Source organism: Roseateles sp. (genome assembly GCF_031397715.1).
Classification (GTDB): domain Bacteria; phylum Pseudomonadota; class Gammaproteobacteria; order Burkholderiales; family Burkholderiaceae_C; genus Paucibacter_A.
This window is the reverse complement of sequence record NZ_JANNMI010000117.1, coordinates 1-24668: the sequence shown is the minus strand read 5'-3', so window position 1 is coordinate 24668 and position 24668 is coordinate 1. Positions and strand designations below refer to the sequence as shown.

General features: G+C 63.8%; 26 protein-coding genes and 1 pseudogene. 10 read left to right on the top strand and 17 right to left on the bottom strand.

Annotation, left to right across the window (positions count from 1 at the left end):
• From RMO57_RS05310 to RMO57_RS05295, 4 genes are all read left to right on the top strand, one after another.
• The coding region (locus RMO57_RS05310) for an adenosylhomocysteinase (protein WP_310384909.1) at positions 1 to 301 on the top strand (301 nt) is incomplete at its 5' end.
• Positions 302 to 307: 6 nt separating this feature from the next.
• Complete coding sequence (locus RMO57_RS05305) at positions 308 to 1084, top strand: TlyA family RNA methyltransferase (RefSeq protein WP_310384908.1); 777 nt, start codon at positions 308 to 310, stop codon at positions 1082 to 1084.
• Positions 1081 to 1932 carry a methylenetetrahydrofolate reductase [NAD(P)H] gene (gene metF / locus RMO57_RS05300; protein WP_310384906.1) on the top strand — a complete coding sequence of 284 codons (852 nt, stop codon included), beginning with the start codon at positions 1081 to 1083 and terminating at the stop codon, positions 1930 to 1932. The genes RMO57_RS05305 and metF overlap by 4 nt, the downstream gene beginning before the upstream one ends.
• Positions 1933 to 2063: 131 nt before the next feature.
• Positions 2064 to 2702 carry an OmpW/AlkL family protein gene (locus RMO57_RS05295; protein ID WP_310384904.1) on the top strand — a complete coding sequence of 213 codons (639 nt, stop codon included), beginning with the start codon at positions 2064 to 2066 and terminating at the stop codon, positions 2700 to 2702.
• Here the strand turns inward: RMO57_RS05295 and pepQ are convergent.
• From pepQ to RMO57_RS05280, 3 genes are all read right to left on the bottom strand, one after another.
• Entirely contained in the window at positions 2699 to 4012 is a 1314-nt protein-coding gene (gene pepQ / locus RMO57_RS05290) for a Xaa-Pro dipeptidase (protein ID WP_310384902.1), read from the bottom strand. The genes RMO57_RS05295 and pepQ overlap by 4 nt on opposite strands.
• A gap of 10 nt (positions 4013 to 4022) precedes the next feature.
• Positions 4023 to 4592: a 5-formyltetrahydrofolate cyclo-ligase gene (locus RMO57_RS05285; protein ID WP_310384900.1), complete on the bottom strand. Its 570-nt coding sequence runs from the start codon at positions 4590 to 4592 to the stop codon at positions 4023 to 4025.
• Between the two features lie 116 nt (positions 4593 to 4708).
• Positions 4709 to 4996, bottom strand: coding sequence for a DUF2917 domain-containing protein (locus tag RMO57_RS05280; protein WP_310384898.1), 288 nt, complete (start codon positions 4994 to 4996; stop codon positions 4709 to 4711).
• Positions 4997 to 5108: 112 nt separating this feature from the next.
• On the opposite strand from RMO57_RS05280, the gene RMO57_RS05275 reads away from it, so the two are divergent.
• A complete protein-coding gene (locus RMO57_RS05275; RefSeq protein ID WP_310384896.1) occupies positions 5109 to 6131 on the top strand; it encodes a LysR family transcriptional regulator in 1023 nt (340 codons plus the stop codon).
• 2 nt (positions 6132 to 6133) lie between these two features.
• On the opposite strand, the gene RMO57_RS05270 is transcribed toward RMO57_RS05275, so the two are convergent.
• Positions 6134 to 6802: a 5-formyltetrahydrofolate cyclo-ligase gene (locus tag RMO57_RS05270; protein WP_310384894.1), complete on the bottom strand. Its 669-nt coding sequence runs from the start codon at positions 6800 to 6802 to the stop codon at positions 6134 to 6136.
• An 83-nt stretch (positions 6803 to 6885) separates the two neighbouring features.
• On the opposite strand from RMO57_RS05270, the gene RMO57_RS05265 reads away from it, so the two are divergent.
• The 3 genes from RMO57_RS05265 to RMO57_RS05255 all read left to right on the top strand — a co-directional run bounded on the left by RMO57_RS05265 (position 6886) and on the right by RMO57_RS05255 (position 10646).
• The gene (locus RMO57_RS05265; protein WP_310384893.1) at positions 6886 to 8886 is read left to right on the top strand and encodes a lytic transglycosylase domain-containing protein; all 2001 of its coding nucleotides are present in this window, start codon (positions 6886 to 6888) and stop codon (positions 8884 to 8886) included.
• Positions 8886 to 9851, top strand: coding sequence for a complex I NDUFA9 subunit family protein (locus RMO57_RS05260; protein ID WP_310384891.1), 966 nt, complete (start codon positions 8886 to 8888; stop codon positions 9849 to 9851). Before RMO57_RS05265 ends, RMO57_RS05260 begins: the two co-directional genes overlap by 1 nt.
• A 93-nt stretch (positions 9852 to 9944) precedes the next feature.
• Entirely contained in the window at positions 9945 to 10646 is a 702-nt protein-coding gene (locus tag RMO57_RS05255) for a glutathione S-transferase family protein (RefSeq protein ID WP_310384889.1), read from the top strand.
• A gap of 78 nt (positions 10647 to 10724) precedes the next feature.
• Here RMO57_RS05255 and RMO57_RS05250 read toward each other — a convergent pair.
• Both RMO57_RS05250 and RMO57_RS05245 read right to left on the bottom strand, forming a co-directional pair.
• Positions 10725 to 11174 (bottom strand): annotated as a pseudogene (locus tag RMO57_RS05250) (FxDxF family PEP-CTERM protein); the annotation flags it as partial.
• Positions 11175 to 11517: 343 nt separating this feature from the next.
• The gene (locus tag RMO57_RS05245; protein WP_310384887.1) at positions 11518 to 12039 is read right to left on the bottom strand and encodes an FxDxF family PEP-CTERM protein; all 522 of its coding nucleotides are present in this window, start codon (positions 12037 to 12039) and stop codon (positions 11518 to 11520) included.
• A gap of 168 nt (positions 12040 to 12207) precedes the next feature.
• On the opposite strand from RMO57_RS05245, the gene RMO57_RS05240 reads away from it, so the two are divergent.
• On the top strand, positions 12208 to 13434 hold the full coding sequence (locus RMO57_RS05240; protein WP_310384885.1) for a multifunctional CCA addition/repair protein: 1227 nt from the start codon (positions 12208 to 12210) through the stop codon (positions 13432 to 13434).
• Here RMO57_RS05240 and RMO57_RS05235 read toward each other — a convergent pair.
• From RMO57_RS05235 to purE, 9 genes are all read right to left on the bottom strand, one after another.
• Positions 13420 to 14535, bottom strand: a complete 1116-nt coding sequence (locus RMO57_RS05235; RefSeq protein ID WP_310384883.1) for a class I SAM-dependent methyltransferase — start codon at positions 14533 to 14535, stop codon at positions 13420 to 13422. The genes RMO57_RS05240 and RMO57_RS05235 overlap by 15 nt on opposite strands.
• Positions 14532 to 16487: a putative bifunctional diguanylate cyclase/phosphodiesterase gene (locus RMO57_RS05230; protein ID WP_310384882.1), complete on the bottom strand. Its 1956-nt coding sequence runs from the start codon at positions 16485 to 16487 to the stop codon at positions 14532 to 14534. Before RMO57_RS05230 ends, RMO57_RS05235 begins: the two co-directional genes overlap by 4 nt.
• The gene (locus tag RMO57_RS05225) at positions 16484 to 17311 is read right to left on the bottom strand and encodes a uracil-DNA glycosylase (protein ID WP_310384880.1); all 828 of its coding nucleotides are present in this window, start codon (positions 17309 to 17311) and stop codon (positions 16484 to 16486) included. Before RMO57_RS05225 ends, RMO57_RS05230 begins: the two co-directional genes overlap by 4 nt.
• Positions 17308 to 17802: a ribosomal protein S18-alanine N-acetyltransferase gene (rimI, locus tag RMO57_RS05220; protein WP_310384878.1), complete on the bottom strand. Its 495-nt coding sequence runs from the start codon at positions 17800 to 17802 to the stop codon at positions 17308 to 17310. Before rimI ends, RMO57_RS05225 begins: the two co-directional genes overlap by 4 nt.
• Positions 17803 to 17812: 10 nt before the next feature.
• Complete coding sequence (gene tsaB / locus RMO57_RS05215) at positions 17813 to 18541, bottom strand: tRNA (adenosine(37)-N6)-threonylcarbamoyltransferase complex dimerization subunit type 1 TsaB (RefSeq protein ID WP_310384876.1); 729 nt, start codon at positions 18539 to 18541, stop codon at positions 17813 to 17815.
• Between the two features lie 82 nt (positions 18542 to 18623).
• Positions 18624 to 19583, bottom strand: a complete 960-nt coding sequence (locus RMO57_RS05210) for an esterase (protein WP_310384874.1) — start codon at positions 19581 to 19583, stop codon at positions 18624 to 18626.
• Between the two features lie 37 nt (positions 19584 to 19620).
• A complete protein-coding gene (locus RMO57_RS05205; protein WP_310384873.1) occupies positions 19621 to 20598 on the bottom strand; it encodes an L-threonylcarbamoyladenylate synthase in 978 nt (325 codons plus the stop codon).
• A 10-nt stretch (positions 20599 to 20608) separates the two neighbouring features.
• The gene (locus tag RMO57_RS05200; RefSeq protein WP_310384872.1) at positions 20609 to 21781 is read right to left on the bottom strand and encodes a 5-(carboxyamino)imidazole ribonucleotide synthase; all 1173 of its coding nucleotides are present in this window, start codon (positions 21779 to 21781) and stop codon (positions 20609 to 20611) included.
• The gene (gene purE / locus RMO57_RS05195; RefSeq protein WP_310384870.1) at positions 21781 to 22284 is read right to left on the bottom strand and encodes a 5-(carboxyamino)imidazole ribonucleotide mutase; all 504 of its coding nucleotides are present in this window, start codon (positions 22282 to 22284) and stop codon (positions 21781 to 21783) included. Before purE ends, RMO57_RS05200 begins: the two co-directional genes overlap by 1 nt.
• Before the next feature lie 114 nt (positions 22285 to 22398).
• Between purE and RMO57_RS05190 the strand changes: the two genes are divergently transcribed.
• Positions 22399 to 23352: a tetratricopeptide repeat protein gene (locus RMO57_RS05190; RefSeq protein WP_310384869.1), complete on the top strand. Its 954-nt coding sequence runs from the start codon at positions 22399 to 22401 to the stop codon at positions 23350 to 23352.
• A gap of 4 nt (positions 23353 to 23356) precedes the next feature.
• On the opposite strand, the gene RMO57_RS05185 is transcribed toward RMO57_RS05190, so the two are convergent.
• Both RMO57_RS05185 and RMO57_RS05180 read right to left on the bottom strand, forming a co-directional pair.
• Positions 23357 to 24457: a hypothetical protein gene (locus tag RMO57_RS05185; RefSeq protein WP_310384867.1), complete on the bottom strand. Its 1101-nt coding sequence runs from the start codon at positions 24455 to 24457 to the stop codon at positions 23357 to 23359.
• Positions 24454 to 24668, bottom strand: a 215-nt coding sequence (locus RMO57_RS05180; protein WP_310384866.1) for a phosphoribosylaminoimidazolesuccinocarboxamide synthase, incomplete at its 5' end; no start/stop codon positions are given. The genes RMO57_RS05180 and RMO57_RS05185, both read right to left, overlap by 4 nt.

The following is a 24668-nucleotide window of genomic DNA, read 5'->3' as shown; positions in this document are numbered from 1 at the left end:
GCGCATCATCTTGTTGGCCAAGGGCCGCTTGGTGAATCTGGGCTGCGGCACCGGCCACCCCAGCTATGTGATGAGCAGCTCGTTCGCCAACCAGACGATTGCGCAGGTCGAGCTGTTCGCGCACAAGGACGCTTATGACATCGGCAAGGTCTACGTGCTGCCCAAGCATCTGGACGAGAAGGTTGCCGTCTTGCAATTGACGACGCTGAACGCGAAGTTGAGCGTGCTGACGGATGAGCAGGCGGCCTATATTGGCGTGCCTAAGACCGGCCCGTTCAAAGCCGACACCTACCGCTATTAATTCCCGATGCGTGCAGATCAACTGTTAGTTTCCAAAGGCCTGGCGCCGACCCGCTCGGCCGCCGCCCGGCTGATCACGGCGGGCGCTGCCGAATGGCAGGGGCCGGCGGGCTGGCAGGTGGTCCGCAAGGCGGGCGAGGAGCTGAACGAGCATGGCGAGTTACGCGTCAACGATGACGCGGAACTGCGCTTTGTCTCGCGCGGCGGGCTCAAGCTCGAAGGAGCGCTGAAGCACAGCGGCCTCGACGTGAGCGGCATGTGCGTGCTCGACATGGGCCAAAGCACCGGCGGCTTCAGTGACTGCTTGCTCAAAGCTGGCGCGGCACGCGTGGTCGGCGTCGATGTCGGCCACAGCCAGTTGCATGAGTCGCTGCGCAATCACCCACAGGTGGTGGCGCTGGAGCACTTGCATGTGCGCGAACTGGCCGGCTCTGCGCTGACTGAGCACGCCCCCAAAGGCGGTTTCCCGCTGATCGTTGGCGACCTGAGCTTCATCTCGATGCTCGGTGCCCTGCCCCATTTGGCGGCTTGGGCTGCACCCGAAGGTCAAGTCTTGCTGCTGGTCAAGCCGCAGTTCGAGCTGGGCAAAAAAGCGCTGGCACGCGGCGGCTTGGTCAAGGACGTCAAGCAATACCCGCTGCTGGAAACCCAGGCTCGCAGCGCCGCCAAAGATCTGGGCTGGAAGGTGCTGGGCTATTTTGAGAGCACCATCACCGGCGGTGATGGCAATAAAGAATTCTTCCTCTGGGCGCAAGCGCCGGGGACCGAGAAAGACAGGCCATGAGCACAAAGATTTCCACCCCAGTAAGTTTTGAATTCTTCCCGCCCAACACGCCGGTCGGGACCGAGAAGCTCAAGACCGTGGTGCAGGACCTCAGCGTGCTGAATCCGCATTACTTCAGCGTCACCTATGGCGCCGGCGGCTCGACCCGCGACAAAACGCTCAGCACGGTGATGGAGATTGCCAAGGCCGGTTTCGAGGCCGCGCCGCATCTGTCTTGCGTCGGCTCGACGCGCGAAAACATCGCCGAAATCTTGGCCACCTATCGCGCCCAGAACATTCGCCGCGTGGTGGCTTTGCGCGGCGACCTGCCCAGCGGCACCGCCACCGCCGGTGAATTCCGTTATGCCGCCGAGTTGGTTTCTTTCATCCGCGAGACCCAAGGCGCCGACTGGCAGATCGAGGTCGCCGCCTACCCCGAGTACCACCCGCAACAACGCTATGCGGCCAAGGACCTGCAGCATTTCGCCGACAAGATGGCCGCCGGCGCCAACTCGGCGATCACGCAGTTTTTCTTCAACCCGGATGCCTACTTCAACTTCGTCGACGAGGTGGGTAAGCTCGGCGTCACGGCACCCATCGTGCCCGGCATCATGCCCTTCCACAACTACGCCCGCATCGCGCAGTTCGCGGCCCGTGACGGTATCGAAATCCCGCGCTGGGTGGCGCTGAAGATGGAAGGCTATATGGACGACGCGGCCTCAATCCGGGCCTTTGGCCTGGACGTGATGACACGCGTTTGCGAGCGGCTGATCGCCGGCGGCGCGCCCGGCATCCATTTCTATACGCTCAACCAATCGGGCCTGACGCTGGAGTTGTGTAAACGCCTCAAGCTCGGTCGAGTTTCTTGAGCCAAATCAAATCGGCGCCGCCCTCCTCACGAGGGCTTTTTTGACTTTGCGTTAGATCAAGGGTTTACCCGCCCTGCGGCATTCAAATCTCTTTCATCGGGGCTTTTCCCGCCTTTTTTGAAAGTAGATCAATGAAGAATAATTTTGTAGTTGCTATTGCCAGCATCGCTGCCGCTGCTGCTTTGAGCATAGCCAGCTTCGCCGCCCAAGCCCAAACCACGCAAGAGGGTCAATGGTTGGTGCGCCTGCGCGCCGTCAATCTGGACTCCGCCAATGGCGGCTCCACCACACCGAACTTAGCCTTGTCCGTCAATAACAAGGTGATTCCTGAGCTCGACATCAGCTACTTCTTCACGCCTAACTTCGCGGCAGAGCTGGTGCTGACCTATCCACAAAAACATGATCTGAGCTCTAACGGCACGAAGATTGGCACGCTCAAGCACCTGCCGCCCACACTCAGCGCGCAGTACCACTTCATGCCTACCGGCACCGTTCGCCCTTATGTTGGCCTGGGCATCAACTACACCGATTTCTCGTCGGTCAACTTCAACCCGGCGGTCGTGACGGCCTTGAACCCAAGCATTGACAGCGACAGCTGGGGTCTGTCCGTGCAAGTCGGTGCCGACATCGAAATCGCCAAGAACATCTTTCTAAACCTGGACGTCAAAAAGGTGCAACTTGGCACCGATGTTTATTCCAACGGCAAGAAAATCGGCGACTTCAAGGTTGACCCGCTGTTGATCGGCGTGGGCTTGGGCATGCGTTTCTAAACCAGCGCCGCGAACGCATCCCGCGTCAGATTCTCCGGCCCGCCCTCGGCACGGCAGACCACATCGTCTTCGATGCGAATGCCACCAAACCGGCTCAGGTGCTCGACCAAGGGCCAATTGACCGCCGCTGACGCGGGGCCAGCACGCAGCTGACGCAGCAAGGTCGGGATGAAATACAAGCCCGGCTCAATCGTCACCACCATGCCGGCTTGCAGCTTGCGGGTCAGGCGCAGATAGGGGTGGCCTTCGGGCTTGGGTGCCACGGCGCCATGCTCGTCTTCCATGAAGCCGCCGACGTCATGCACTTGCAGGCCCAGTAAATGGCCAATGCCGTGCGGCATGAAGATTGAAGTGACGCGCTGCTCAAGCATCGCCTCGACGCTCATCTTGACGATACCCTGCGACTGCAGAATCGCCGCAATGCGGCGATGCGTGCTGAGGTGAATGTCGCGGTAGTCCACGCCGTCGCGCACCTCGTCCACCAGCGCCAGCTGAGCCTTCTCCATCGCGGCCAACAAAGCGTCGAAATCGGCATCGCGGCCCTGGCTGCTCCAGGTGCGGGTGATGTCGGAGGCATAGCCATTGACCTGCGCCCCTGCATCAATGAGGAAGGAGCGGCTCTCGGGCGGGCGCTGCACATCCTGGTACTGGTAATGCAGCACGGCGCAATGCTCGTTCAGCGCCACGATATTGCCATAGGGCAGATCGCGGTCGGTGTGGCCACTGGCGACCAGATAGGCACGGTGAATCTCGGCCTCGGACGCGCCGGCCATAAAGGCGTCGCGCGCAGCCAGGTGGGCGATTGCGGCGCGGCCTGAGGCGGCGCGCATCTGCGCCAACTCGTAGCCGCTTTTGCGGGCGCGCTGGTAATGCAAGAGATTGAGCAAGTCGGGCGGGTTGTTCGGCACCACCCCATCCAAGGCCGCATCCGCCTCGCCAACGATGGCCAAACGCCCAGTCAGCTTCAGGTGTGCAGCAGCATCCTCGGCCCGGCCGATGACGATCAGCTCGACCAGCTCCACCCATTCGCCGGTCGGCTGGCTGGGCGGCACATGCCAGTAGTCATCGGGCTGGAAATAAACGACGCGCGGCTTGTGGCCGGGCCGCACCACGATCCAGCTGTGCGGATGATTGCTCAGCGGCAGCCAATGCTTGAAATGCGGGTTGGGGGCAAACAGATAGGGCCGGTCGCCCAGGAACGCGAATTTCTCGATCCCGGAGGCGATCAGCAGGGCATCGAAGCCGGAACGCGCCAAGGCACTCTCGGCTTGCGTCTGTAGCAGGGTCAGGTGTTGTGCATAGGTGTTCATGCAGGCATTCTCAGGCATTGCGGTCCCACATCACGCCGTCCTCGGTCAGCATCGCATCCAACGGCACATCATGCGGTTCGGCCTTCAGCAGCGGCTGAAACCCATGCGCGTAGCCAATCCCGGCCGTGGCCGGGATTGGCCGCAGCGTTGCCAGGGTGCGGTCCATGAAGCCACCGCCATAACCCAGGCGCAGACCGCAAGGCCCGAACCCGACGCAAGGAACCAACAGCAGTTGCGGCGCGAAGACCTCGGTGTGCTTGGGTTTGGGGATGCCGTAAGCGTCCTCCTCCATCGCGCAGCCGGGATACCAAACGTGAAAGCGCAAAGTGCCATGGGCCTTGTCCACCACCGGCAGGCCGATACGCCGCTCAGGGTTGCTCTCGCCCCAGCGATAGAGCGCCGGCAAGGGATCGAACTCGCCCTTGATCGGCCAGTAAGCGCCAATCGTCAGCTCGGGTCGGCGCAGCAACCAGACCCGCAAGACCTCCTGCAAATGGTCAGCCAGCGCCGGCCGGTTCGGCAGATTCAGGCGCGCTTGGATCAGCTTGTGGCGCAAAGCGCTGCGGTCGTTCAAGTCCACGGACAATCTCCCTCCAACCCGGTGGCCCCGATTGTGTGCCAATACATTTGAGTCATGGTCAACAAAGACCTACGCCCTCACTGCCTGGAACTGCAGGCGCCTTTGGGGCCGTTCGCTCAAGCGGCTGATTTAGAAGGCGGCGTCCTGAATTTGCAGGCCGCCGGCGGCACCAGCAACTGAAAGGCGGCCTGCGGCCACGCCTCCAGCACGACTCGGCTGCCGGCGGCCAGCGCGACGCTTTGGCCGGCTTCCAGCCACTCGTCCTCGGCCGGCGTCTGTACCCGGCCTTGGCGCGTCAACCAGACGCGCCCCTTGGCAACGGCCAGTTCACGTGCGCCCGGACCGATTTCCAGGCTCAGGGCCTCACCCGGCGCCAAGAACCACAATGCTTGCGAATGACTCATGATTTCAACTCCAGTTCACGACCCCATCTGCGCCGTCTATGGGCATGAATACTAGGGATCGCTGGGCGCAACGTCCAATGAGATGCACGCACGGCATTGATACCATTCACGCATGAATCAAGCCCCCGTAGCGCCACCACCACCACCACCACCACCACCACCAGCGCCAGCGCCAAAACCGACTCGCCAACGGCCACTTTCGGTCGGCCCCTTGCGCGCCTTCGAGGCGGTGGCGCGGCTCTTGAGTTTTCGCGGGGCGGCGGATGAATTGTTTTTGACTCAATCGGCCATCAGCCGACAGATTCGCTCGCTCGAAGAAGAGCTCGGCTTCAGCCTGTTCCTGCGTGGCACCCGCCATGTCGAGCTGACCAGCGACGGCGCAGCCCTGCAATCAACGACGATTGCCGCGCTGGAACGGCTCGATCAAACCGTGCGTCAACTGCGCCAAGCGCACGGTCGTCGTGTCGTCAACGTCACGACCTTTGCGTCCTTCGCCTCGCTCTGGTTGATCCCCAGGCTGGAAGCCTTTCAGTGCGAGCACCCGGATATCGACATCCGCGTCTCCGCCAATGACCAGGTGATCGACCTGGACGACAGCGAGTTTGATATCGCCTTGCGCTACACCGCCGCGGGCAATATCCCGCCCGCTGCCGAACGCCTGTTCGGCGAAACCTTGACGCCCGTGGTGAGCCGCTGGTTGTCGGCGCAAGGCGATCAAGGCGAGCGCCCTGCGCTGCGCCAACCCGCCGACTTGGCCCACTACACCCTGGCGGAGGAAGACGATTGCCGACCCACGGCCGAGTTCCTCGGCTGGCGGCGCTGGCTGCGCGAGCATGGCGTGGCCGACCTGCAGCCGCGCCGCTGGATGTATCTCAACTTCACCTACCAGCAGGTTCAAGCAGCTTTGGGCGGGCAAGCGGTGGCGCTGGCGCGCTTGGCCCTGGTCAGTGAGCAGTTGCAGCGCGGCGACCTGATCGAACCCTTTGGCTTGGCCGGCCGCATGAGCAGCCCGATTGCCTACTGGCTGCTGCTTTCGCGCCACAGCATGAACCGCCCCGAGGTGCTGCTGTTCAATGACTGGCTGCTGGCGCAGGCGCGCCAAGCGCGCATAGCCATTAGCGAAACATTGCCCTAAGGCTAAGGCGAAATCACTTCCGCCTCGGTCAAGACCAAGGTCAGCGGCTGGTCATGCGGCTCGGCCGCGAAGTGACATTCGCTCAGGCTCCAGGCCAGGCCAATGCTGGTCACGCCGGGGTGGGCCGCCAACCAGCGGTCAAAGTAGCCGCCGCCGTAGCCGAGCCGATAGCCTTCGCGCGTGAAGCCCACACAGGGCACCAGCACCACATCAGGCACCACCACGGCGCCCTTGCTGCTGCCGATGCCGCACTCGTCTTGCAGGCTGGGCGCGGCGCCGTCCCAGAGCCGGTAGTCCATGCGGCGCGGCGATTTATAGGCGTAGGGCAAGGCCCATTGCAGCGGTTCGGGCGCGGCTATTTCCTCGTCGTTGTCCTCATCATTTTCCTCGTCGTCGGTGTCCGCCGCGGCCGCGCGGTCGGCCGCAATTGGCATGGAACCGAATGGCAGGGCAAGGTTTCCTGGGCCCAACAATGCCATCAAGTGCTCGGCTGCGTTAAATTCCCCCTCCAAGGGCCAGAACAAACCGAGGCATTGCGGCTCCAGCTGTTCGATCAGTGCGCGCAGTTGATGCCCCAAACTGGCGGCGGCCGCGTGCGCTGCCGGCGTGGCGGCCCAGGCCGTGCGTTGGGCCAAGAGCTGGGCGCGCAAAGCCGGGCGCTCGTGCGGCAACGACGATGATGATGATTGAGAGTTGGACAACTGGGTACCCTTTGATGCGCAAGAGGAATGTTTTTATAGCAGTATATGGAGCGATGAGTGCGTTGGCGCTGACCTTGTGCCTGGCTATACCCGGCCGAGCCCAGGCCCAAACCTCCGCCACCACCACCGCCGCCATAGCTCAAGGCAGTCTGGTGCTGGATGCCCATGACGCGCAGCGTCGCAAGGACCGCAAACGGCTGGCAGCCATCAACGAGGTCGCGCAGGCGCAGCGCCACCCACTCGCGCCTTGGGTCGATTACTGGGAGCTGGGCCTGCGGCTGGGCGAGGTCAGCCAGCCCGAGGTGACGGCTTTTTATGCCCGCTGGACCGGCAGCTATGTGGAGGACAGGCTGCGCAACGACTGGTTGCTGGAGCTGGGGCGGCGGCGCGACTGGAAGAATTTCGCCGTCGATCATCAGCGTTATCAGATGCGCGACGACCGCGAGGTCGCTTGCTATGCGCTCTTGATTGAGCACCTGAATGGCCGTAATGTGACCGAGCAGGCACGCGCCAATTGGCTGGCTCAGCGTGACGGCGACGAAGGCTGCCATTTGCTGGCCAGCACCCTGCTTGAAGCCAAGCAATTCAGCGCGGCTGATGTTTGGCTCAAGCTGCGCCTGAGCGTCGAAGCGCAGCGCCCGCGCGCCATCAAGCAGGCCGCGAGTCTTGCCGGCCGCCCGGCGGAGCTGGCCGTGGTCGAGCTGCAAGACAACCCGTCGCGCTACATCAGCCGCAAGGCCAAGGGCGGGGTACGCGCCCACACCGAGTTGGCCACATTGGCGCTGATGCGAGTGGCGGCCAATGATCCGAGCCAAGCCGCGGAACTGATGGTCAGACTTTGGGAGGCGGAGTTGCCGGTCGAGCTGTCGGCCTGGACCTGGGCGCACATCGGCCGCCAGGCCGCCTTCAAGCTGCAGCCGGAGGCGGCCGCTTACTTCGAGCGAGCCGCGAAACTGCAGGCCAAGCACAAGCAGCCGCCCGAATGGAGCTCAGAAACGCGGGTCTGGGCTGTCCGGGCCGCACTGCGCGGCGGCCAGTGGCCGCAGGTCCTCAGCGCCATTGCCAAGTTGAGCGAAACCGATCAGGCCGACCCCGCTTGGCAGTTCTGGCGGGCTCGGGCGCTGTTGGCGACTGCCGCCGACGGTGCCGCGGGCGAGCAGATTCGCGCCCAGGCGCGCGGCTCGCTGTTGACCATTGCCTCGCCGATGACTTTCTACGGTCGCCTGGCCGCCGAGGAAATTGGCCTAGCCCTCCAACTCCCGCCCACACCCAGCCCCTTGACGCCGGCTGAGCGCGGCCGAGCGCAGGCCCATGCCGGGCTCAACAGCGCCTTGCTGCTGATTGATATCGGCCTGCGCAACGAAGGCGTCCGGGAGTGGAACTTCAGCCTGGCGCGCATGAGTGACCGCGAACTGCGCGCGGCCGCGCAAGAGGCCTGCGACCGCGAGATCTGGGACCGCTGCATCAACACCAGCGAGCGCACCCGCGTCGAGGTCGATATCAGCCAGCGCTTCCCGACCCCGCACCGGCGGCAACTATTGGCCAAGTCACGCGAGGTCGGGGTTGATCCGGCCTATGTCTACGGCCTGATCCGGCAGGAGTCGCGCTTCGTGATGGATGCCCGCTCGCATGTCGGTGCCTCGGGCCTGATGCAGGTGATGCCGGCCACTGCGCGCTGGACGGCCAAAAAAATCGGCGCCGAGTTCCGCCCCGAGCTGATGACGGACCGCGACTTCAATATCAAGATCGGCGCCAGCTATTTGAAGCTGGTTTTGGACGACTTTGGTGGCTCAATGGCGATGGCCGCGGCCGCCTACAACGCCGGGCCGGGGCGGCCCCGGCGCTGGCGCGAAGGGCCGGTGGTGGAAGCCGCGATCTGGGCCGAGAGCATCCCCTTCAATGAGACCCGCGACTATGTCAAAAAGGTGCTCACCAATTCGACCCTCTATGCGCAGGTGCTGGGCTTTGAAGACGTCAGCTTGCGCGCACGCCTGGGTCAGCCGATTGGCCCGCGCGAAAACAGCCCGACGATCACTCCAGCAGAGCAGCAATGATGAACAGTAATCCTAATATCCTGATCCTTGGCGGCAGCGGCTTTATTGGCCGCAGCCTGTGTGAACAGCTGACACGCAGCTTCGGTGGGCGTGCACGCATCACGGTGCCGACTCGCCGACTGGCGCACGCCCAAGCGATCCAGGGCTTGCCGGGGCTGACGGTGCTGCAGGCCGATGTGCATCAGCCCGCGCAATTGCAAAGCCTGCTCGCCGGCCATGATCTGGTGATCAATTTGATCGCCATTTTGCAGGGCAACGAAGCACAGTTCGAGCGCGCCCATGTGGACTTGCCGCGTCGCCTGGCCGAAGCCTGCTCGGCGACGGGCGTGCGGCGGCTGATTCATGTCAGCGCCTTGGGTGTGAGCAGCGACGGCAAGCCGGCGCCGTCCCGCTATCTGCGCTCCAAGGCGGCCGGCGAGGCGGTGCTGCGCAGCGCTGATCTGGCGCTGACCGTGCTGCGGCCCTCGGTAGTATTTGGTGCTGCCGACCGCTTCGTCAATCTCTTCGCCAAGCTGCAGGCCATCTTCCCGCTGATGCCTCTGGCGGGCGCCAAGGTCAAGTTCCAGCCGGTCTGGGTCGAGGATGTGGCCGCCGCGATCGTCGCCTGTGTGCAAGACGCCAATACGGCCGGGCAGACCTTTGAGCTCGCCGGCCCACAAGTGCTGACACTGGGCGAGATCGTGCGCTTAGCCGGGCAAATCAGCGGCCATGCGCGGCCGGTCTTGGCGCTGCCGGCGCCCCTGGCTTGGGCGCAGGCATTGATGATGGAACTGATGCCGGGCGAACCGCTGATGTCGCGCGACAACCTGGCCTCGATGCGCGTCCCGAATGTCGCGAGTGGCTTGCTGCCGGGGCTTGAAACAATGGGCATCAAACCCCAATCGCTCGCCGCTGTGGTGCCAAGCTACCTGGGTCTGGGTCAGGGCTGTGCCCGGCTTGATGGCTGGCGCGGTGTTCACCATTGATGCGCCAAGCGCATCACCGCCTTGCGCAAATCTCACCCATCAAGGCGCAGCGCTTGGCTATGCTGACGCCTCATATTCAATCGGAGGGTCAGCATGAAGCTGTATATAGGCAATAAGAACTACTCGTCCTGGTCGATGCGGCCCAGGGTGCTGCTGAAGGCATTCGGCATCCCTTTTGACGAAGTCAAGCTTCGCTTTGACTTCACGCCGGATTCGGCCTTTTACCAAGCCCTGGGCCCGCTCACGCCGACGGCCAAGGTGCCGGTCTTGCAAGAGGACGATGGGTTCGCGGTTTGGGACACCCTGGCCATCACCGAAGCGCTTGCCGACCTGTTCCCAGAGCATGCGATCTGGCCGCGTGAGCGCCAGCAGCGCGCCCGCGCGCGCAGCCTGTGCGCCGAAATGCATGCCGGCTTCGGCAAGCTGCGCAGCCTGTGCCCGATGAATATCGACGCCGACCTGAGCGCCGTGGGCGCCAAACTGCTTGACTCGGAGCCGGCCTTGCGGGTCGATTTGGCGCGTATCGATGCCTTGTGGTGCGATGCCTTGGCCAGCAGCGGCGGGCCGTTTTTGTTCGGCGCCTTCGCTGCGGTGGACGCCTATTTCACGCCGGTGGTGATGCGCGTCACGCGCTATGGTCTGCCGCTGAGCGACACGGCCGGCGCCTATATGCAGGCGGTTGAACAGCATCCAGCGGTCGCCGCCTGGGTCAAGGACGCCGTCGCTGAGCAGGACTTTTTAGACTTCGAGGAGCCGTATCGGCAAAAGGTAGGCAACAAGCCTGAGTTGCTGTGACCTAAAAAAGAAAGAGCGCCACCAGGGCGCTCTTTTCATATCAGGCCTTTGCGGCCCAAAGCTATGACTTGCCTGGGATCAGGCAGCCTTGCGGCGGCGAGCCACGAAGCCGACGGCACCCAGACCCGCCAACAGCAGCGCGTAGCTGCTTGGCTCAGGCACGGCAGTCACGGTCAATTCGCCGGAATAGTTGCCCTTTGGCATCGCAGCGCCATTCAGCGCCAAAACGAATGGTGAGCTTGCGGTGCTTTCCAGGTAACCAGAAACCGACTTGTTCCTGCCCTGCGGGGCGCTGAAGTCAACGGTCAGGCCATTGAAAGTGGAGTTTTGCCAGGTGACGTTCTGGCTGGACATGGTGAGCGTGAACTCATACTTGCCGGCAGCCAAGCCAGCAAAAGTCAGCACGTCGTTGCCACCTTCCAGCAAGACGGATGTGCCGGTGAAGCTCGACACAAAGGAACCTGCGTCCGCAGTGAAGCTCAAACCTTGGTCAGCGGCAGTCGCAGCAAAAGACGAAACGGCAAGCAGAGCTGCGGCGGCAAAATTCAATTTTTTCATGTTTTTCTCTTTAATCAAAAACTCAATACGCCCACCCTGGGCCGGTTCAGGAACTTCCTACTGCCCCCTTGCTACGCACTCTAGCGACGAGCGCCGGCGTCGCCCTCCCCCGATTTGAGGGGAAATTGAAACAAGTTGTGCACTGCAACACATATTTGGCAATGCCCATGAACGCGCAGGGGTCGGCACAACTGAAGACGGCTAAAACATTTTGCGCTGCCGTTAAATCCGCGCCCCTGAAACAACAAAGAGCGCCACCAGGGCGCTCTTTGTTAAACCGGCCTTGCGGCCAAATCTAGCGTTTGTCTGTTGATTAGACAGACTTACGGCGGCGGGCCACGAAACCGACAACACCCAAACCTGCCAGCAGCAGAGCGTAGGTGGTTGGCTCAGGAACTGGAGCCAAAGTCGAGGTGATGACGTAGATGCCGCCAGCGATACCGTTGGCATTGCCTTCGACCTTGTAGAAATAGTTGCCGGCATTCAAAACCGCACTGTTGAAGGTGCTACCTGTTGTGCCGTCAAAGTTGAATGTAGTCACCAAGGTGTCTGCGTCGCCGCCTACGCCATCGCTACCACTGTTCCACAAAGAATACTGACCACCAACGATGTTGAGGAAGTTCAAGTTGTTGCTGGCAACCGTCGTGCTGGTAACCGTCGCAGGAGGCGTCAAGGTAAATGTGAAGTAGTCGGTGAAATTCCCAGCAACGACCAAGCCGCCGAACTCGACCGCATCATGCTCGCCCCAGAAGATGGTGGACGCATTCGCAGCCAACGATCCCAGACCCAAAACAGCCGCTGCAACTGCGGACTTAGCAAAATTCAGTGTCATCATATTTCCCTTGAAGTAGCCGCACCTCAAGTGAAGGCACGAAACAGTTAAAACGCATAAGTCACAATGTAGCCGCTGCGCTCAGTTCGGGCACCCCCCGGTTGGGGGGTATTCGGCTCATTACTCACTTTACCACTTGAATATGACAGTTCTCTCACTACCGGAGTCGCCGTGAAGCAGTATTTGGTGGGCGGTGCGGTGCGCGACCGGCTGTTGGGCCTGGCGGTCAAGGACCGGGACTGGGTTGTCGTCGGCGCCGACCCGCAAGCGATGCTGCAAGCCGGCTACACGCCGGTTGGGCGTGATTTTCCGGTTTTCTTGCATCCGCAGACGTACGAGGAATACGCACTGGCCCGCACCGAGCGCAAGACGGCGCCCGGCTACCACGGCTTTGATTTTCAAGCCTCGCCCGAGGTGACGTTGGAGCAAGACCTGGCGCGCCGCGACCTCAGCATCAATGCCATGGCAGAGGACGCTGAGGGCCAGGTGATTGACCCCTATGGCGGCCAAGCGGACTTGGCCGCCAAGGTCTTGCGCCATGTTTCGCCCGCTTTTGCCGAGGACCCGGTGCGAATCTTGCGTTTGGCCCGCTTCGCCGCGCGCTTTGCAGACTTCCGCGTGGCCCCTGAAACATTGGCCTTGATGCGGCAAATAGTGGCGGGCGGCGAAATTGACGCGCTGGTGCCGGAGCGCGTCTGGCAGGAGTTCGCGCGTGGGCTGATGGAGGCGCAGCCGGCGCGGATGCTCGAAGTCTTGCGCGATTGCGGCGCCCTGGCCCGGCTTTGCCCCGAAGTTGACGCCTTGTTCGGCGTGCCGCAACCCGCGGCCCATCACCCCGAGATTGATACCGGCATCCACCTGCTGATGGTGCTGCAGCAATGCGCCGCCCAGGCCGCGCCGCTGGCGGTGCGCTTCGCCTGCCTCTGCCATGACCTCGGCAAGGGCTTGACCCCAACAGACTTGCTGCCCCGCCATATCGGCCATGAGAGCCGCGGCCTGCCCTTGGTCAAGCGCCTGAGTGAACGTTGGCGCGTGCCGGCCGACTGCCGTGAATTGGCCGAGCTGGTGACGCGCGAGCACACCCATGTGCACCAGTGTGAGGGCTTCTCAGCCGAGGCCCGGTTGCGCTTGCTGGAGCGCTGCGATGCGTGGCGGCGGCCCGAGCGTTTCGAGCAACTGCTTTGGGCCTGCGAATGCGATGCCCGGGGCCGCCAGGGGCTGGAGCACAGGCCCTATCCGCAGCGCGAACTCTTGCTGCGCGATCTGCGTGCGGTCTTGGGCGTCGATCTGGGCGCTGCCAGTGCGGCGGCCTTGGCCGAAGGCAAGAGCGGGCCGGCGGTTGGCCGGGCCGTGCAGGCGGCTCGTTTGAAGGCCTTGCTCGAGCTACAGGCTGTGTGAGCGATCACCGGCCGCAAAGCCGATGGCGTCAAAGCCGTCGCCGGTGGCAAAGCCAATCACCTTGAACAATTCACCCATCTCATGCTCGGCAATCAGCTTGTGCGCCATCACGCGCTCGGCCAAGCCGGCCGTCTCCAGCAAGCCCACCAGGCCGCAGTTGAACAAGAAGTGCGCTTGGTTGGTATAGCCCAGCACGCTCAGGCCCGCGTCCTGGCCGGCCAAGGCAATGGCGCTGAAATTGACGTGCGCGGTGATGTCTTTTTGCCCGAGCAAGACCAACGGGTCGGCGTCGGCGCGGTGCTCGTGGTGGCACATCAAGGTGCCGCCCGAGCGTTGCGGGTGGTAGTACTCGGCCTCTGGGAAGCCATAGTCGATCAAGAAAATCGCCCCGCGCCGCAGCCCGGCCGCCAACGTGCGGACAAAGGCCTCGGCTTGCGGGTGGATTTCGGTCACCGTGTCGGGCGGGAAATGCAGGGAGCCCTCCACCGGCGGGCGCGCTTCGGTGGGCCTGTCGGCAAAGGCCAAGCCCAGGTCTGCACCCAGCACGACGCCGCGCTCGCTCCAAGCCCGGCCATCAAAAGCCAGCAGCTGCACCGGCATCGCATCCAGCACCTCGTTGCCCAGCAGCACGCCGTCAAAGCTGTCCGGCAGCTGATCCCACCACTTGACCTTGTCACCCCAGGACTGCAAGCGCTCGGCCTGACGCTGACGCAGGCTGCCGGACAAATCGACGATGTTGTAGCGGGTAATCGGCTGGCCCTGCGCGTCCAGCGCCTGCAGCACTTGCTCGGCCAAGGCACCGGTGCCGGCGCCGAACTCCCAGACTTCGCTGGTTTCGGTCTGCCTCAAGGCCTGCGCGACCTGCGCAGCCAGCGCAGTGCCAAACAGCGGCGACAGCTCGGGCGCGGTGACAAAGTCGGAGCCGCCCTGCTTGGCGCCCGGCATCAGGCCGAACTTTCGCCGCTGGTTGCTGTAGTAGCCCAAGCCGGGCGCATACAAGGCCAGGGCCATGAAGTGATCAAAACCCAGCCAGCCACCGGCCTCGGTGATGGCTTGGCGGATCAAAGCGTCGAGCGGGCCGTCGGACGTGATCGCTGTCATGCCCGCTGCGCCGTCCAATGCTCAAACGCCTGCGCCGACATCGGCTCGCCTATCAGTTCGCCCTGCAGCCCATCGCAGCCCCACTCGACCAGCAAATCGCGCTGCGCCTGCGTTCGCACGCCCTCGGCGCTGACCTGCAGCCCTAAGCCCGCAGCCATCTGAATAACGGCACGCACGATCGCCGCGGCGCCTTGGTCGGCCGGCAAAGGCGCCACAAAGCTCTGGTCAATCTTGAGTTTGTCCAGCGGCAAGCGGGTCAGATGCGCGAGCGAGGTGTAGCCGGTGCCGAAGTCATCCACCGACACCGTCAGCCCCAAGCCACGCAGGGCGGCCAAGGTGGCCGGGGCGCTGGCAATCTCGTCCATCAACATGCGCTCGGTCAGCTCCAGCTCCAGCCATTCACCGGGCACGCCCAAGTCATGCAGCAGCTTGGCGACCCATTCGGCAAAACCATCCAGACGGAACTCCATGCGCGACAGGTTGACCGCAATCCGCACCGGCGCCACGCCGTGCTGGTGCCAGGCACGCGCCTGCAAGGCCGCCGCCCGCATCACCCAAGCGCCCAGATCCAACATCAAACGGTGCCGTTCGGCCACATCGATGAAGGCGTCCGGGCTGAGCAGGCCGCGTTGCGGATGCTGCCAGCGCAGCAAGGCCTCGGCGCCCAACAACTCACCGCTGGCGGCCGCCACCTGGGGCTGGAAGTACAAAACAAACTCGTTCCGTTCGATCGCCTGCACCAGCTGACTTTCAAGCACCAGCTCCGCATAGGCGCCGTCCGCTTGGCTGGCTTCATAAAAGCAATAGCTGGCGCGGCCCTTGGCCTTGGCCAGATACATCGCCATATCGGCATGCTGGATCAAGTCCTCGACCCTGGCGCCATGGGCCGGATACATCGCCACACCGATCGAGGGCGTGACGGTCAGCCCGTGGCCATCGGCATCTACCGGCACTTCGACCACGGCCAGCAAGGCCAGCAGCACCACCAGCACATCGGCCTGCTCATGCACATCACTGAGCAAGATGACGAACTCGTCGCCGCCGAAACGCGCCACCAGATCGGACGCACGCAGGCAATCGCTGATGCGCCCAGCCACCGTCTTCAAAACCTTGTCGCCCTCCAGATGGCCGAGCGAATCATTGACGCGCTTGAAGTTATCCAGGTCGATGAAAAGCAGGGCCATGCTGCGGCGCTCGGGTGCCGCCACCGGCGCCGTAATCAAGGCTTGCACCTGCTCCATAAAGGCGCTGCGATTGAGCAGGCCGGTCAGGCCATCGTGATGAGCCAGAAATTGGATGCGGGCCTGCGTGGCTTGGCGCTCGCGAATGTCACGCATGATGCACATGCGCAATATCTCGCCGCCACAGGCCAAGCTCCGCACGCTCAATTCGACCGCGATGGGGTGACCGTCACGGTGCAGCATGGCGGTCTCATAGGTCAGCTCGCGGCCGGACTGCATGATTTCTGCCGCCTTGGCCCGCTCGTCGGGGCACACCAGATCAAGCGCCGGCCGGCCCAGCAACTCTTGCGGTCGGTAGCCGAACAGTTCGCACAGCGGTGGGTTGACGTCGGTAATGACGCCGTCGCAATGAAACGCAATGCCCTCCATCGACGCTTGCATGAACTTCGCCAGCCGCGCCTCTGATTCCAGTTTTGCCGCATCGCCCGGCAGCGCGGCCTGCCGGACGCAGACAAAGGCTTGTTGGGCGCTATCCCAGCGGGCCTGCAACACCACGCCGGCCTGCAAATTCAACTCAAAGTCCGCCGCGGCGCCCAGCGCTTGCAGCAACAGCTGACGCTCCACCGGCAGCAAGGCCGCCCAATCGTCGCGCCAGTCTTGCGGCCACAAGGCGTTGGCCTGCAAGACGCGCCCCTGCCTATCCAGCAAGGCGACCGGACAAGGCAGCGACGCCGAGTCAAGGCTGAAGGCCGAAGCAGCGGCGGCGCTCATGGCGGAGCCAGCCCGTCCAGCGTCGCCCGCAGCAGGCAAAGGTCCTCCCAGGCGCGGGCCTTGTCGGCCAAATTGCGCAGCAAGTAGCTGGGCGGAAAGCTCACGATCACCGGGATGCCTTGATAGGCATGCACACGCCCGCGCAGCCGCCCCAAGGGCTCATTGCTGCCCAGCAAGGTCTGCACCGCAAGGCGACCCAGGGCCACAATAATGCGCGGTCTTAGCAACTCGATCTGCCGCGCCAGATAGGGCAGGCATTGCTGCAATTCATCCGGCCCCGGTGTGCTGCCCGGTGGCGGCCGGCATTTCAACGCAGCACTCAGATAGACCTGCCGCTCGGCCGCAATGCCGGCCTGGGGCGACTGATCAAGCGACAAATTGATCGCCCGCAACATATTGCCCAGCAACTGTGCGGCCTGGCCGGCAAACGGCTCGCCCTGGGCGTCTTCTTGCTCGCCCGGCGCCTCCCCAACGACCAAGCATTGCGCCGTGGTTTGGCCGACGCCAAAAACACTGTTGCTGCGGCCACCGCAAAGCCCGCAGGCTCGGCACTCGGCAGCACTGCGGCGCAGTTCTTCCCAGCCCATTTGGGCAATCGCGGGCCCGCGCGCGCCGCGCTCGGGCCGGTCTTGCTCGGGATTCAGCCGCAGCGCCGCCGGTAAGGCTTGCACAGCAGCGATCGGCAAACTGGTCCGGGCGGGTGAAGCGGCCGGCAGATCCGCCGCCGCGATGGCCTGAGGCACGGGTACCGCCACGACTGCCGGCGTCCAAACCCGCAAACCCATTTCGGCCAACATCGCGCGCTGGCGGGCGTCCCAACTCATGGCGGCACCGCCAAACTCATCAGCACGGCATCTTCACGTGCGCCCTGCGGCACCGGGTAGTAGGCGCGCCGCAAACCCATTTCTACAAAACCATAGCGCCGATAAACCTCGCGCGCGCGCTGATTGCCGACCCGCACCTCCAGCCACAGCTGTGTGCAGGCCTGCTCGCGACAAGTGCCGCACAAGGCATCCAGCATCAGACGCGCCAGGCCCCGACCTTGCAGCTCCGGCGCCACCGAAAGATTGAGCAAATGCATCTCGTCCACGCCCTTCATGGCGAGCACGTAGCCCAGCATCTGACTGCGCGGCGCGCGCAAGATGGGGGCGTTGCGCAGCACGAAGGCCGCGTAGCCGGCCGCCAGCGAGTCGATGAAATTTCCCTCGGACCAGGGCATTGCATACACCTGCCGCTCGATGGCCAAAACTTCTTCAATATCGGCGATGCGCATCGGCCACAAGCGCGCTGCATCGTCCGCAAGCTGGGCACTCATGGGCTGACACTCATACGCTGGCGCGCGCCGCCAGGCGCTCCGCCGTGGTCTGCGCCACCTTGTCGCGCACATAGAGTGGTATCGCCTCGGCGGCGTCCATCTGCAAGCCGGCATCCCAGGCTTGGGTGACCAAGGCGGCCAGCGCTGCGGCCCGCAAATCTGTGCGGGGCCAGCGGCGGCCACTGGGCACGTCAACAAGATCGAGTGATTCGGCAAACACCGTCAAGGCCGAGCCGGCCAGCGCCAGCGGCGGCTGCGCAGCCCACAGCGCGCACAAGGCCGCCGGTGTGTACAGCGCCGGCGCACGCTCCACCGACCAAACGCCCTGCTTGCACGCATAGTGGGCGGCATAGATTTCGCCCATGCGCGCGTCCATGGCAACCCAGATCGAGCCGCCCAGCGACGCCGCGTCAAGCTCGGCTTGTTGACGGGCGGCTTCCGCCACCAGCATCAAGCTGTCAATCGACAAAACCGGCTTGCCCGCCCCGAATGCCAAGCCTTGCACCACCGCGCAGGCCGCGCGCAAACCGGTGAACGCCCCGGGGCCACAGCCGAAGCCAATGGCGTCGACATCGGCCAAGCACAGGCCGGCCTGCGCCAACAAAGCCATCGCTTGTGGGACCAAACGGGCCGACGCCTGCGGCCCACCTTCGGCTTCAAACAGCCAACGCCCCTCAGGACTCGTCAGCGCCAAAGCCATCGTTTCAGTGGAACTATCCAGGGCCAGCAATATGCTCATGTCGGCAGTGTAATTGGCGGCCCCACCGAACGAAAAAACCCGGCCGGTTGAGCGCGGCCGGGCTCGTTGGCTGGGCAGAAAATCAAAAAGGGTTGTTGCGAGCGCGGGTCGCCGCCATGTTGCCAATCTGCGAATGCCCGGCGGGCGCATACAGCCGGTCGGTGGCCCACAAATAACTGGTCCAGCTATTGTCTTTGGTGGCCTCCGGGGTCAGGGTCTTGACCGTGCAATCGGGCAAGGCAGGGCTGGCAAGACAGGCCGCATCGGTGAAATTGGAAATGCCAAAACTGCTCGGAAAACGGGCAATGACCTGGGTGTTTTCATCGGTCAGCACCAAGCCGATCAAGCGGCCGTCATTGATGATTTCGACGCGCATTTCGAGATTGAACTCGCGCGTCAAATCGCTCAAAAATTGCGCCCGCGTGGCGTCGAGCTTGTTGTCCACCACCGCCTGCGGCGAGAAACCCATGTCCGGCAGCGTCGACAAAATGATCCGGCCATCGGCCCTGGCAAGCCGATTGACTTGCCCGCCCATGGCTTTGCCGCGTGCGCGCGCCTCGGCAAGCAGGGATTGCTTGCTTTGCGCCGGATATTTGGCGTACAGCTCCATCACGTCATTGACGCCCACCAACACCGAAATCAGGTCCCGTGGGCCAATGCCTGTGGCCAGCAGGCTATCGATCTGCAGCTTGAAGTCGGCCACCTTGGCGCCCGTTTGAGCGCGCATCAAACCTTGCGGTGCGGCCACCTTACCGGGATTGCACTCGGCAAACACCAGGCCAAAAGACGAAGCCAGCGTTTGCACCCAGATCGGGTTGTTTTCACATTCCAGCACGCCGGTGGTGGCGTTGAGCGCATTGATGCTGTGTTTCTTGCCCTCAGGCGTGATCAAGCTCCACTCGTCGCCGAGTGCAATGATGCGAGTCGGATTGAAGGGATCGATTTGTTCGGTGCCGCCGCCGCAGGCTGCCAGCACGGCCAAAGCAGCCATCGACAACAAAGCCCGACCGTAGCGGTATGCGCTACGCTGAATACTCTTCATGAAAACTCCGTCCAATAATTCCAAACACAATTCAAGCCTAGGCCTCAAACGCCGCAGCGGCGCGGGTCAGCCGATCCCGGACCCCGTCCCACTGATTGCCGAGCGGCGGCAATTCAATCCAAATTTCCTGCGCACCGGCCGCATCCAGCTCGCGCAGCACAGCGAACAACTGTTGCGCGGCTGCCAGCGCATCGGCCGGCATCTGCCGCCTCAAGCCGACCTGCGCCGCCGCCACGGTACGGGAATATACCGCCAGGCCCAAGGGAAGCGGCCGGGTCAAGCGTCCAGCCAAGTCCACCGCGCTGTACAGACGCACGGTAGCGCGCGGCGCGTAATGGGCAGCCAAGGTCCCCGACGCTCGCGGCGCTTGTGCATCCGGGGCTTGCAAAGTTTGGCCCAATGCCGCCTCAATCTGCGCCACCGTCAGCACGCCAGGTCGCAACAAGACCGCGCCGCCGCGGCTGCAGTCAACAATGCTTGACTCGATGCCGACCGCGCATTCGCCGCCGTCCAGCACCAGCAAATCGGCGTCGAATTCGCTCACCACATGCTGCGCCTGGGTCGGGCTGACACGGCCAAAGCGGTTGGCGCTGGGCGCTGCCACGCCGAGCACGCCCTGCTCCCGCGCTGCCGCCAGCAAAGCGCGCGCCACCGGGTGCGCCGGGCAACGCAGGCCGATGCTGTTCTGGCCGCCGGCCGCCGCCGCGGCAATAGCCGGCGCGCGCGGCACGATCACCGTCAACGGGCCGGGCCAAAAGGCCGCCATCAATCGCTTGGCGAGCAGCGGCAACTCGGTGCTGAAACAAGCCGCATCGGCCGCGTCCAGCACGTGAACGATCAAGGGGTGATCGGCGGGCCGGCCCTTGGCGGCAAAAATCTTCGCCACCGCCACGTCGTCGTCGGCGCGCGCGCCGAGGCCGTAGACCGTCTCGGTCGGCAGAGCGACCAGCTCGCCGGCCGCCAAGCGGGCGGCGGCGAGCGCGATGGCGCGGGGATCGACTCCGTTCAGCAACATTGGGGCGACATCACCAATCAAGCGCCAAACCCAACAGCGCGGCGGCTTGGCGCGCGCGGCTTTTGGCCTGCTCCGGCGTGGCCGCCGTGATATTCAAATGCCCCATCTTGCGGCCGGGCCGGGCGCTGGCCTTGCCGTACAAATGCAGATGCGTGCCGGGCAGCGCCAGCACTTGGTCCCAGGCGGGTGTGCGCTCAATGTCCGGCGCAGCCGGGCTGAACCAGAGGTCGCCGAGCAGATTCAGCATCACGGTCGGTGAATGCAGGCGCGGCTGCACCAGCGGCAGGCCGGCCATCGACCTCACCTGCAGGTCAAACTGCGACAGATCGCAGGCATTCATCGTGTAGTGGCCCGAGTTGTGCGGGCGCGGCGCCATCTCGTTGACGATCAGGCGGCCGTCTTGCAGCACAAAGAACTCCACACAAAGCACGCCGACATAGTGCATCGAGGCGGCAATGCGGGCCGCCGAGGCCAAGGCCTCACTCTGCAGCGCGGCGCTGACGTCGGGCGCGGGCACTTGGGTGACCGCCAAGATGCCGGCCACATGCAGATTCTGTTGAACCGGAAACTGCACGATGGCACCCTGTGCATTGCGTGCGCTGATGACCGAGATCTCCAGCGCCAGCGGCAGCAGCTGCTCCAGCACGCAGCGCACCTGTCTGAGCTGGCCCCAAGCGTCAGCCAACTCGGCGCGGCTGCGCACGCGCACCTGGCCCTTGCCGTCATAGCCCAGCGTGGCCGTCTTCAAAATACCCGGCAACAAGTCGTCGCTGACGGCCAGCAAATCGGCCTCGGTGGCAATCACCGCATAGGGTGCACAGGCGACGGCGCTGGCGGCGAAATGGGCCTTCTCGGCGACGCGGTCCTGGCAAATCGCCACCGCCGCCGCGGCCGGCGCAACCAAGCGGGTTTGCGCCAACTGCGCCAGCGCCTGCGCCGGCACGTTTTCGAATTCGGTCGTGATGGCGGCGCATTGCCGGGCCAGCTCGTTCAAGGCCGCTGCGTCCAGGTAATCGGCGCGGATATGTTGATGTGCCACCAAGCCAGCGGGACTGTTAGCATCCGGGTCCAACACCACGGTGCGAAAACCCAGGCTTTGCGCCGCATGCACAAACATACGGCCAAGTTGGCCGCCGCCCATCACGCCGAGGCTGGCTTCACCCGGCAAGCATGTGTCCAGCATCAGACCAAATCCTGCGTCATCGCACGCGCCGCCTCGGTCTGGCGGGCGCGGTAGGCCATCAGTCGCGCACGCAACTCGGCGTCGCGGGTGGCCAGCATGGCGACCACGAACAAGGCCGCGTTGCCAGCACCGGCATTGCCAATCGCAAAAGTGGCGACCGGGATGCCCTTGGGCATCTGCACAATCGAATGCAGTGAATCGACGCCCTGCAGATGGCGGCTGGCCACCGGCACGCCCAGCACCGGCACGACGGTCTTGGCGGCCAACATGCCAGGCAGGTGAGCGGCGCCACCGGCCCCGGCGATGATGGCCAGCAGGCCGCGCTCGGCAGCAAGCTCGGCATAGGCGAACATATCGTCCGGCATGCGGTGGGCCGACACCACGCGCGCCTCGAAGGCGATGCCGAACTCGGCGAGAATGGCGGTCGCATGCTTCATGGTGTCCCAGTCACTGCTGGAACCCATCACCACGCCGACCAAAGGAGTTGCTGCTGCTATGTTCATTGAGAAGCTCGGCAAGTCCGCTAAGCCAGTAAGCACTAAAGCCTTGAATTGTAGGCGGCGAGCGCCATTTGCTCCCTGCCAGCCATTTTCGATCCGCCATTCAGCCACGCCGCCATGATTGACATCACCTTACAAAACTTCGAATCCGAACTGATCAATGGCTCGATGCAGCAGCCGATGCTGTTGGACATCTGGGCACCCTGGTGCGGGCCCTGCCGCACGCTCGGGCCGATGCTGGAGCAGTTGGAGATCGCCTATGCTGGCCGCTTCAAGCTGGCCAAGGTGAATGCCGACGAAGTGCCCGAGATCTCCAACCAGCTGAGCCAGATGTTCGGCGTGCGCAGCATTCCGTTTTGCGTGATGTTTGTCGACGGCCAGCCGGTCGACGGCTTCGTCGGCGCCGTGCCGGAAGCGCAGATTCGCGAGTTTTTGGACAAGCATGTGCCGGCCGGCGAAGTGCTGGAAGCGCAAGAAGAAGTCGCCGCGGCCGAGGACTTGATGGCCGAGGGCGACTTGGAAGCCGCGCTGGCCAGGCTGCAAAACGCATTGGACGCCGACCCTGCCAACGAAACGGCGCGCTTTGACTATGTGAAAGCCTTGCTGGAGCTGGGCCTTTTGGCCGATGCCAAGACAGCCTTTGAGCCGGTCGCCGCCAAAGCGGTGGACACCATCACACCGCATGCCCGCTTTGCCGCGCTTGGGGCTTGGCTGGCGGCCGCCGAGCGCGCGGCAGCTGGCTTGAACAGCAGCGAACTGCAAGCTGCCGTCGCCACCAACAAGCGCGACTTCGACGCCCGCTTCGCCCTGGCCCAAGGTCTGTTCGCACGCCAGAGTTATACCGAGGCGATGGATGAGCTGCTGGAAATCATCATGCGCGACAAGGCCTGGAACAACGGCTTGGCGCGCAAGACCTATGTGGCAATTTTGGAGTTGATGAGCCGACCTGCGCCAAAAGTGGCCGCCGCCGAGGCCAAGGGCACCCTGGAGTTGGCCGGTCAGGCCGCAGTGGTTCCGCGCGACCCGCTGCTGGATCAGTACCGCCGCAAGCTCAGCATGGCGCTGAACTGATGGGTTAGCGGGGCCGCAGCTCGCACTGGGCCAGGGCCTCGCTCCATTGCCGCTGCTGTTCAGCAAATGCCAGCCAGCCGGCATTGGCCTGCGCATCGTGCCGAGCAGCGGCCGCCGTTTCACTCAAGGCCGTGAACACCTGAGCCAAGCGGCTGTGCGCGGCCGCCCTGTCGTCGGCGTCACACAGCGCGTCAAGCTCCGACTCGGCCTCATGCGCCTGCTGCAAAGCCAGCGCGGCCTGGCCGGTGTTGGCCCGACACCAAGCCAAATCGGCCAGCAAACTACTGCTCCAACGCGCCAAGCCGGCCGCCATCGTCTGCGGCAGATGGGTCTCGAACAAGCTGCGGGCCTGCTCGTAGTTGCCCTCAACGGTCAGAATCTGGGCCCGCAAAATAGAGGTCAAATCCGGTAGCACCGAGCCCCCGACCGCAGCGTCGTAATGACTGATCGAGTCGGCGCCGAGCAAGAGCCCCGAGCCCTGCACCAAGCCATGCGACAAAGCATCACGCCGCACTTGCGCCGTGCGGGTCGCGGCCATGTTGTACATCAGCGCCGACAGTGAGGCATCGTCGCCGTCGGCCAGCGCGTGCGCGCGCGCCTTGGCATACCAGTCACGCGACAAATCGGCGCGGCCGGTCAAATCGTAGGCCAGGCCCATCACGGTACAAAGCCGGTAGCGCGCGTCATGGTCATTCGGCATGGCCTGCTCATCACAAACCTGCGCCTGCGCCAGCATCTCCGGCAAGTCGTGGCGCAGATACGCAAACTGCGCCAGCCATGCCGAGCACAACGCCCCCAACTCGGCCAGCGCCGCGGCCTTGGCCATTTGCTGCGCGCGCACCACCTTCTCCTGCGCAGCGCTGCTGAAGTCGGTGTAGTAACTCATCAGGCCTTCGGCGTAATGCAGCCAAGCCGCGATCTCGGGGTTCGGGTGTTGAAAAGCCAGCAGATGCAAGGCCGTCAAATCCTCCCGCGCCTGGCTCATCTGCCCATGCCGCATGCGTGCCACGGCACGCTGCACCTTCAGGCTGGCACTTTGCGCTGCTCCTCCCGCTTTTGCGATATCGGCGTCCAGCCGCTTCAGCAAACGGCTCTTGATGTTCATGCCTGCGTCAAACGCTGCAAGGCTTCCATGTACTTGGCCGCCGTGTTGGCAATCACCGCAGCCGGCAGCGCCGGCGCCGGCGCCGTCTTGCCCCAAGGCTTGCCATCAACTGAAGCCTGCTCCAACCAGTCACGCACAAACTGCTTGTCATAGCTGGGCGGATTGATGCCTTGCCTGTAGCTCTCGACCGGCCAGTAGCGCGAGGAGTCGG

Excerpts from the sequence above, each read along its gene's own strand:
- metF (WP_310384906.1), top strand. The coding sequence starts at position 1,081 with ATGAGCACAAAGATTTCCACCCCAGTAAGTTTTGAATTCTTCCCGCCC.
- RMO57_RS05305 (WP_310384908.1), top strand. The coding sequence starts at position 308 with ATGCGTGCAGATCAACTGTTAGTTTCCAAAGGCCTGGCGCCGACCCGC.
- pepQ (WP_310384902.1), bottom strand. The coding sequence starts at position 4,012 with ATGAACACCTATGCACAACACCTGACCCTGCTACAGACGCAAGCCGAG.
- RMO57_RS05255 (WP_310384889.1), top strand. The coding sequence starts at position 9,945 with ATGAAGCTGTATATAGGCAATAAGAACTACTCGTCCTGGTCGATGCGG.
- RMO57_RS05205 (WP_310384873.1), bottom strand. The coding sequence starts at position 20,598 with ATGTTGCTGAACGGAGTCGATCCCCGCGCCATCGCGCTCGCCGCCGCC.
- RMO57_RS05210 (WP_310384874.1), bottom strand. The coding sequence starts at position 19,583 with ATGAAGAGTATTCAGCGTAGCGCATACCGCTACGGTCGGGCTTTGTTG.
- RMO57_RS05225 (WP_310384880.1), bottom strand. The coding sequence starts at position 17,311 with ATGAGTTGGGACGCCCGCCAGCGCGCGATGTTGGCCGAAATGGGTTTG.
- RMO57_RS05245 (WP_310384887.1), bottom strand. The coding sequence starts at position 12,039 with ATGATGACACTGAATTTTGCTAAGTCCGCAGTTGCAGCGGCTGTTTTG.
- RMO57_RS05235 (WP_310384883.1), bottom strand. The coding sequence starts at position 14,535 with ATGACAGCGATCACGTCCGACGGCCCGCTCGACGCTTTGATCCGCCAA.
- RMO57_RS05185 (WP_310384867.1), bottom strand. The coding sequence starts at position 24,457 with ATGAACATCAAGAGCCGTTTGCTGAAGCGGCTGGACGCCGATATCGCA.
- RMO57_RS05295 (WP_310384904.1), top strand. The coding sequence starts at position 2,064 with ATGAAGAATAATTTTGTAGTTGCTATTGCCAGCATCGCTGCCGCTGCT.
- RMO57_RS05275 (WP_310384896.1), top strand. The coding sequence starts at position 5,109 with ATGAATCAAGCCCCCGTAGCGCCACCACCACCACCACCACCACCACCA.
- RMO57_RS05280 (WP_310384898.1), bottom strand. The coding sequence starts at position 4,996 with ATGAGTCATTCGCAAGCATTGTGGTTCTTGGCGCCGGGTGAGGCCCTG.
- purE (WP_310384870.1), bottom strand. The coding sequence starts at position 22,284 with ATGAACATAGCAGCAGCAACTCCTTTGGTCGGCGTGGTGATGGGTTCC.
- RMO57_RS05230 (WP_310384882.1), bottom strand. The coding sequence starts at position 16,487 with ATGAGCGCCGCCGCTGCTTCGGCCTTCAGCCTTGACTCGGCGTCGCTG.
- rimI (WP_310384878.1), bottom strand. The coding sequence starts at position 17,802 with ATGAGTGCCCAGCTTGCGGACGATGCAGCGCGCTTGTGGCCGATGCGC.
- tsaB (WP_310384876.1), bottom strand. The coding sequence starts at position 18,541 with ATGAGCATATTGCTGGCCCTGGATAGTTCCACTGAAACGATGGCTTTG.
- RMO57_RS05265 (WP_310384893.1), top strand. The coding sequence starts at position 6,886 with ATGAGTGCGTTGGCGCTGACCTTGTGCCTGGCTATACCCGGCCGAGCC.
- RMO57_RS05190 (WP_310384869.1), top strand. The coding sequence starts at position 22,399 with ATGATTGACATCACCTTACAAAACTTCGAATCCGAACTGATCAATGGC.
- RMO57_RS05200 (WP_310384872.1), bottom strand. The coding sequence starts at position 21,781 with ATGCTGGACACATGCTTGCCGGGTGAAGCCAGCCTCGGCGTGATGGGC.
- RMO57_RS05260 (WP_310384891.1), top strand. The coding sequence starts at position 8,886 with ATGAACAGTAATCCTAATATCCTGATCCTTGGCGGCAGCGGCTTTATT.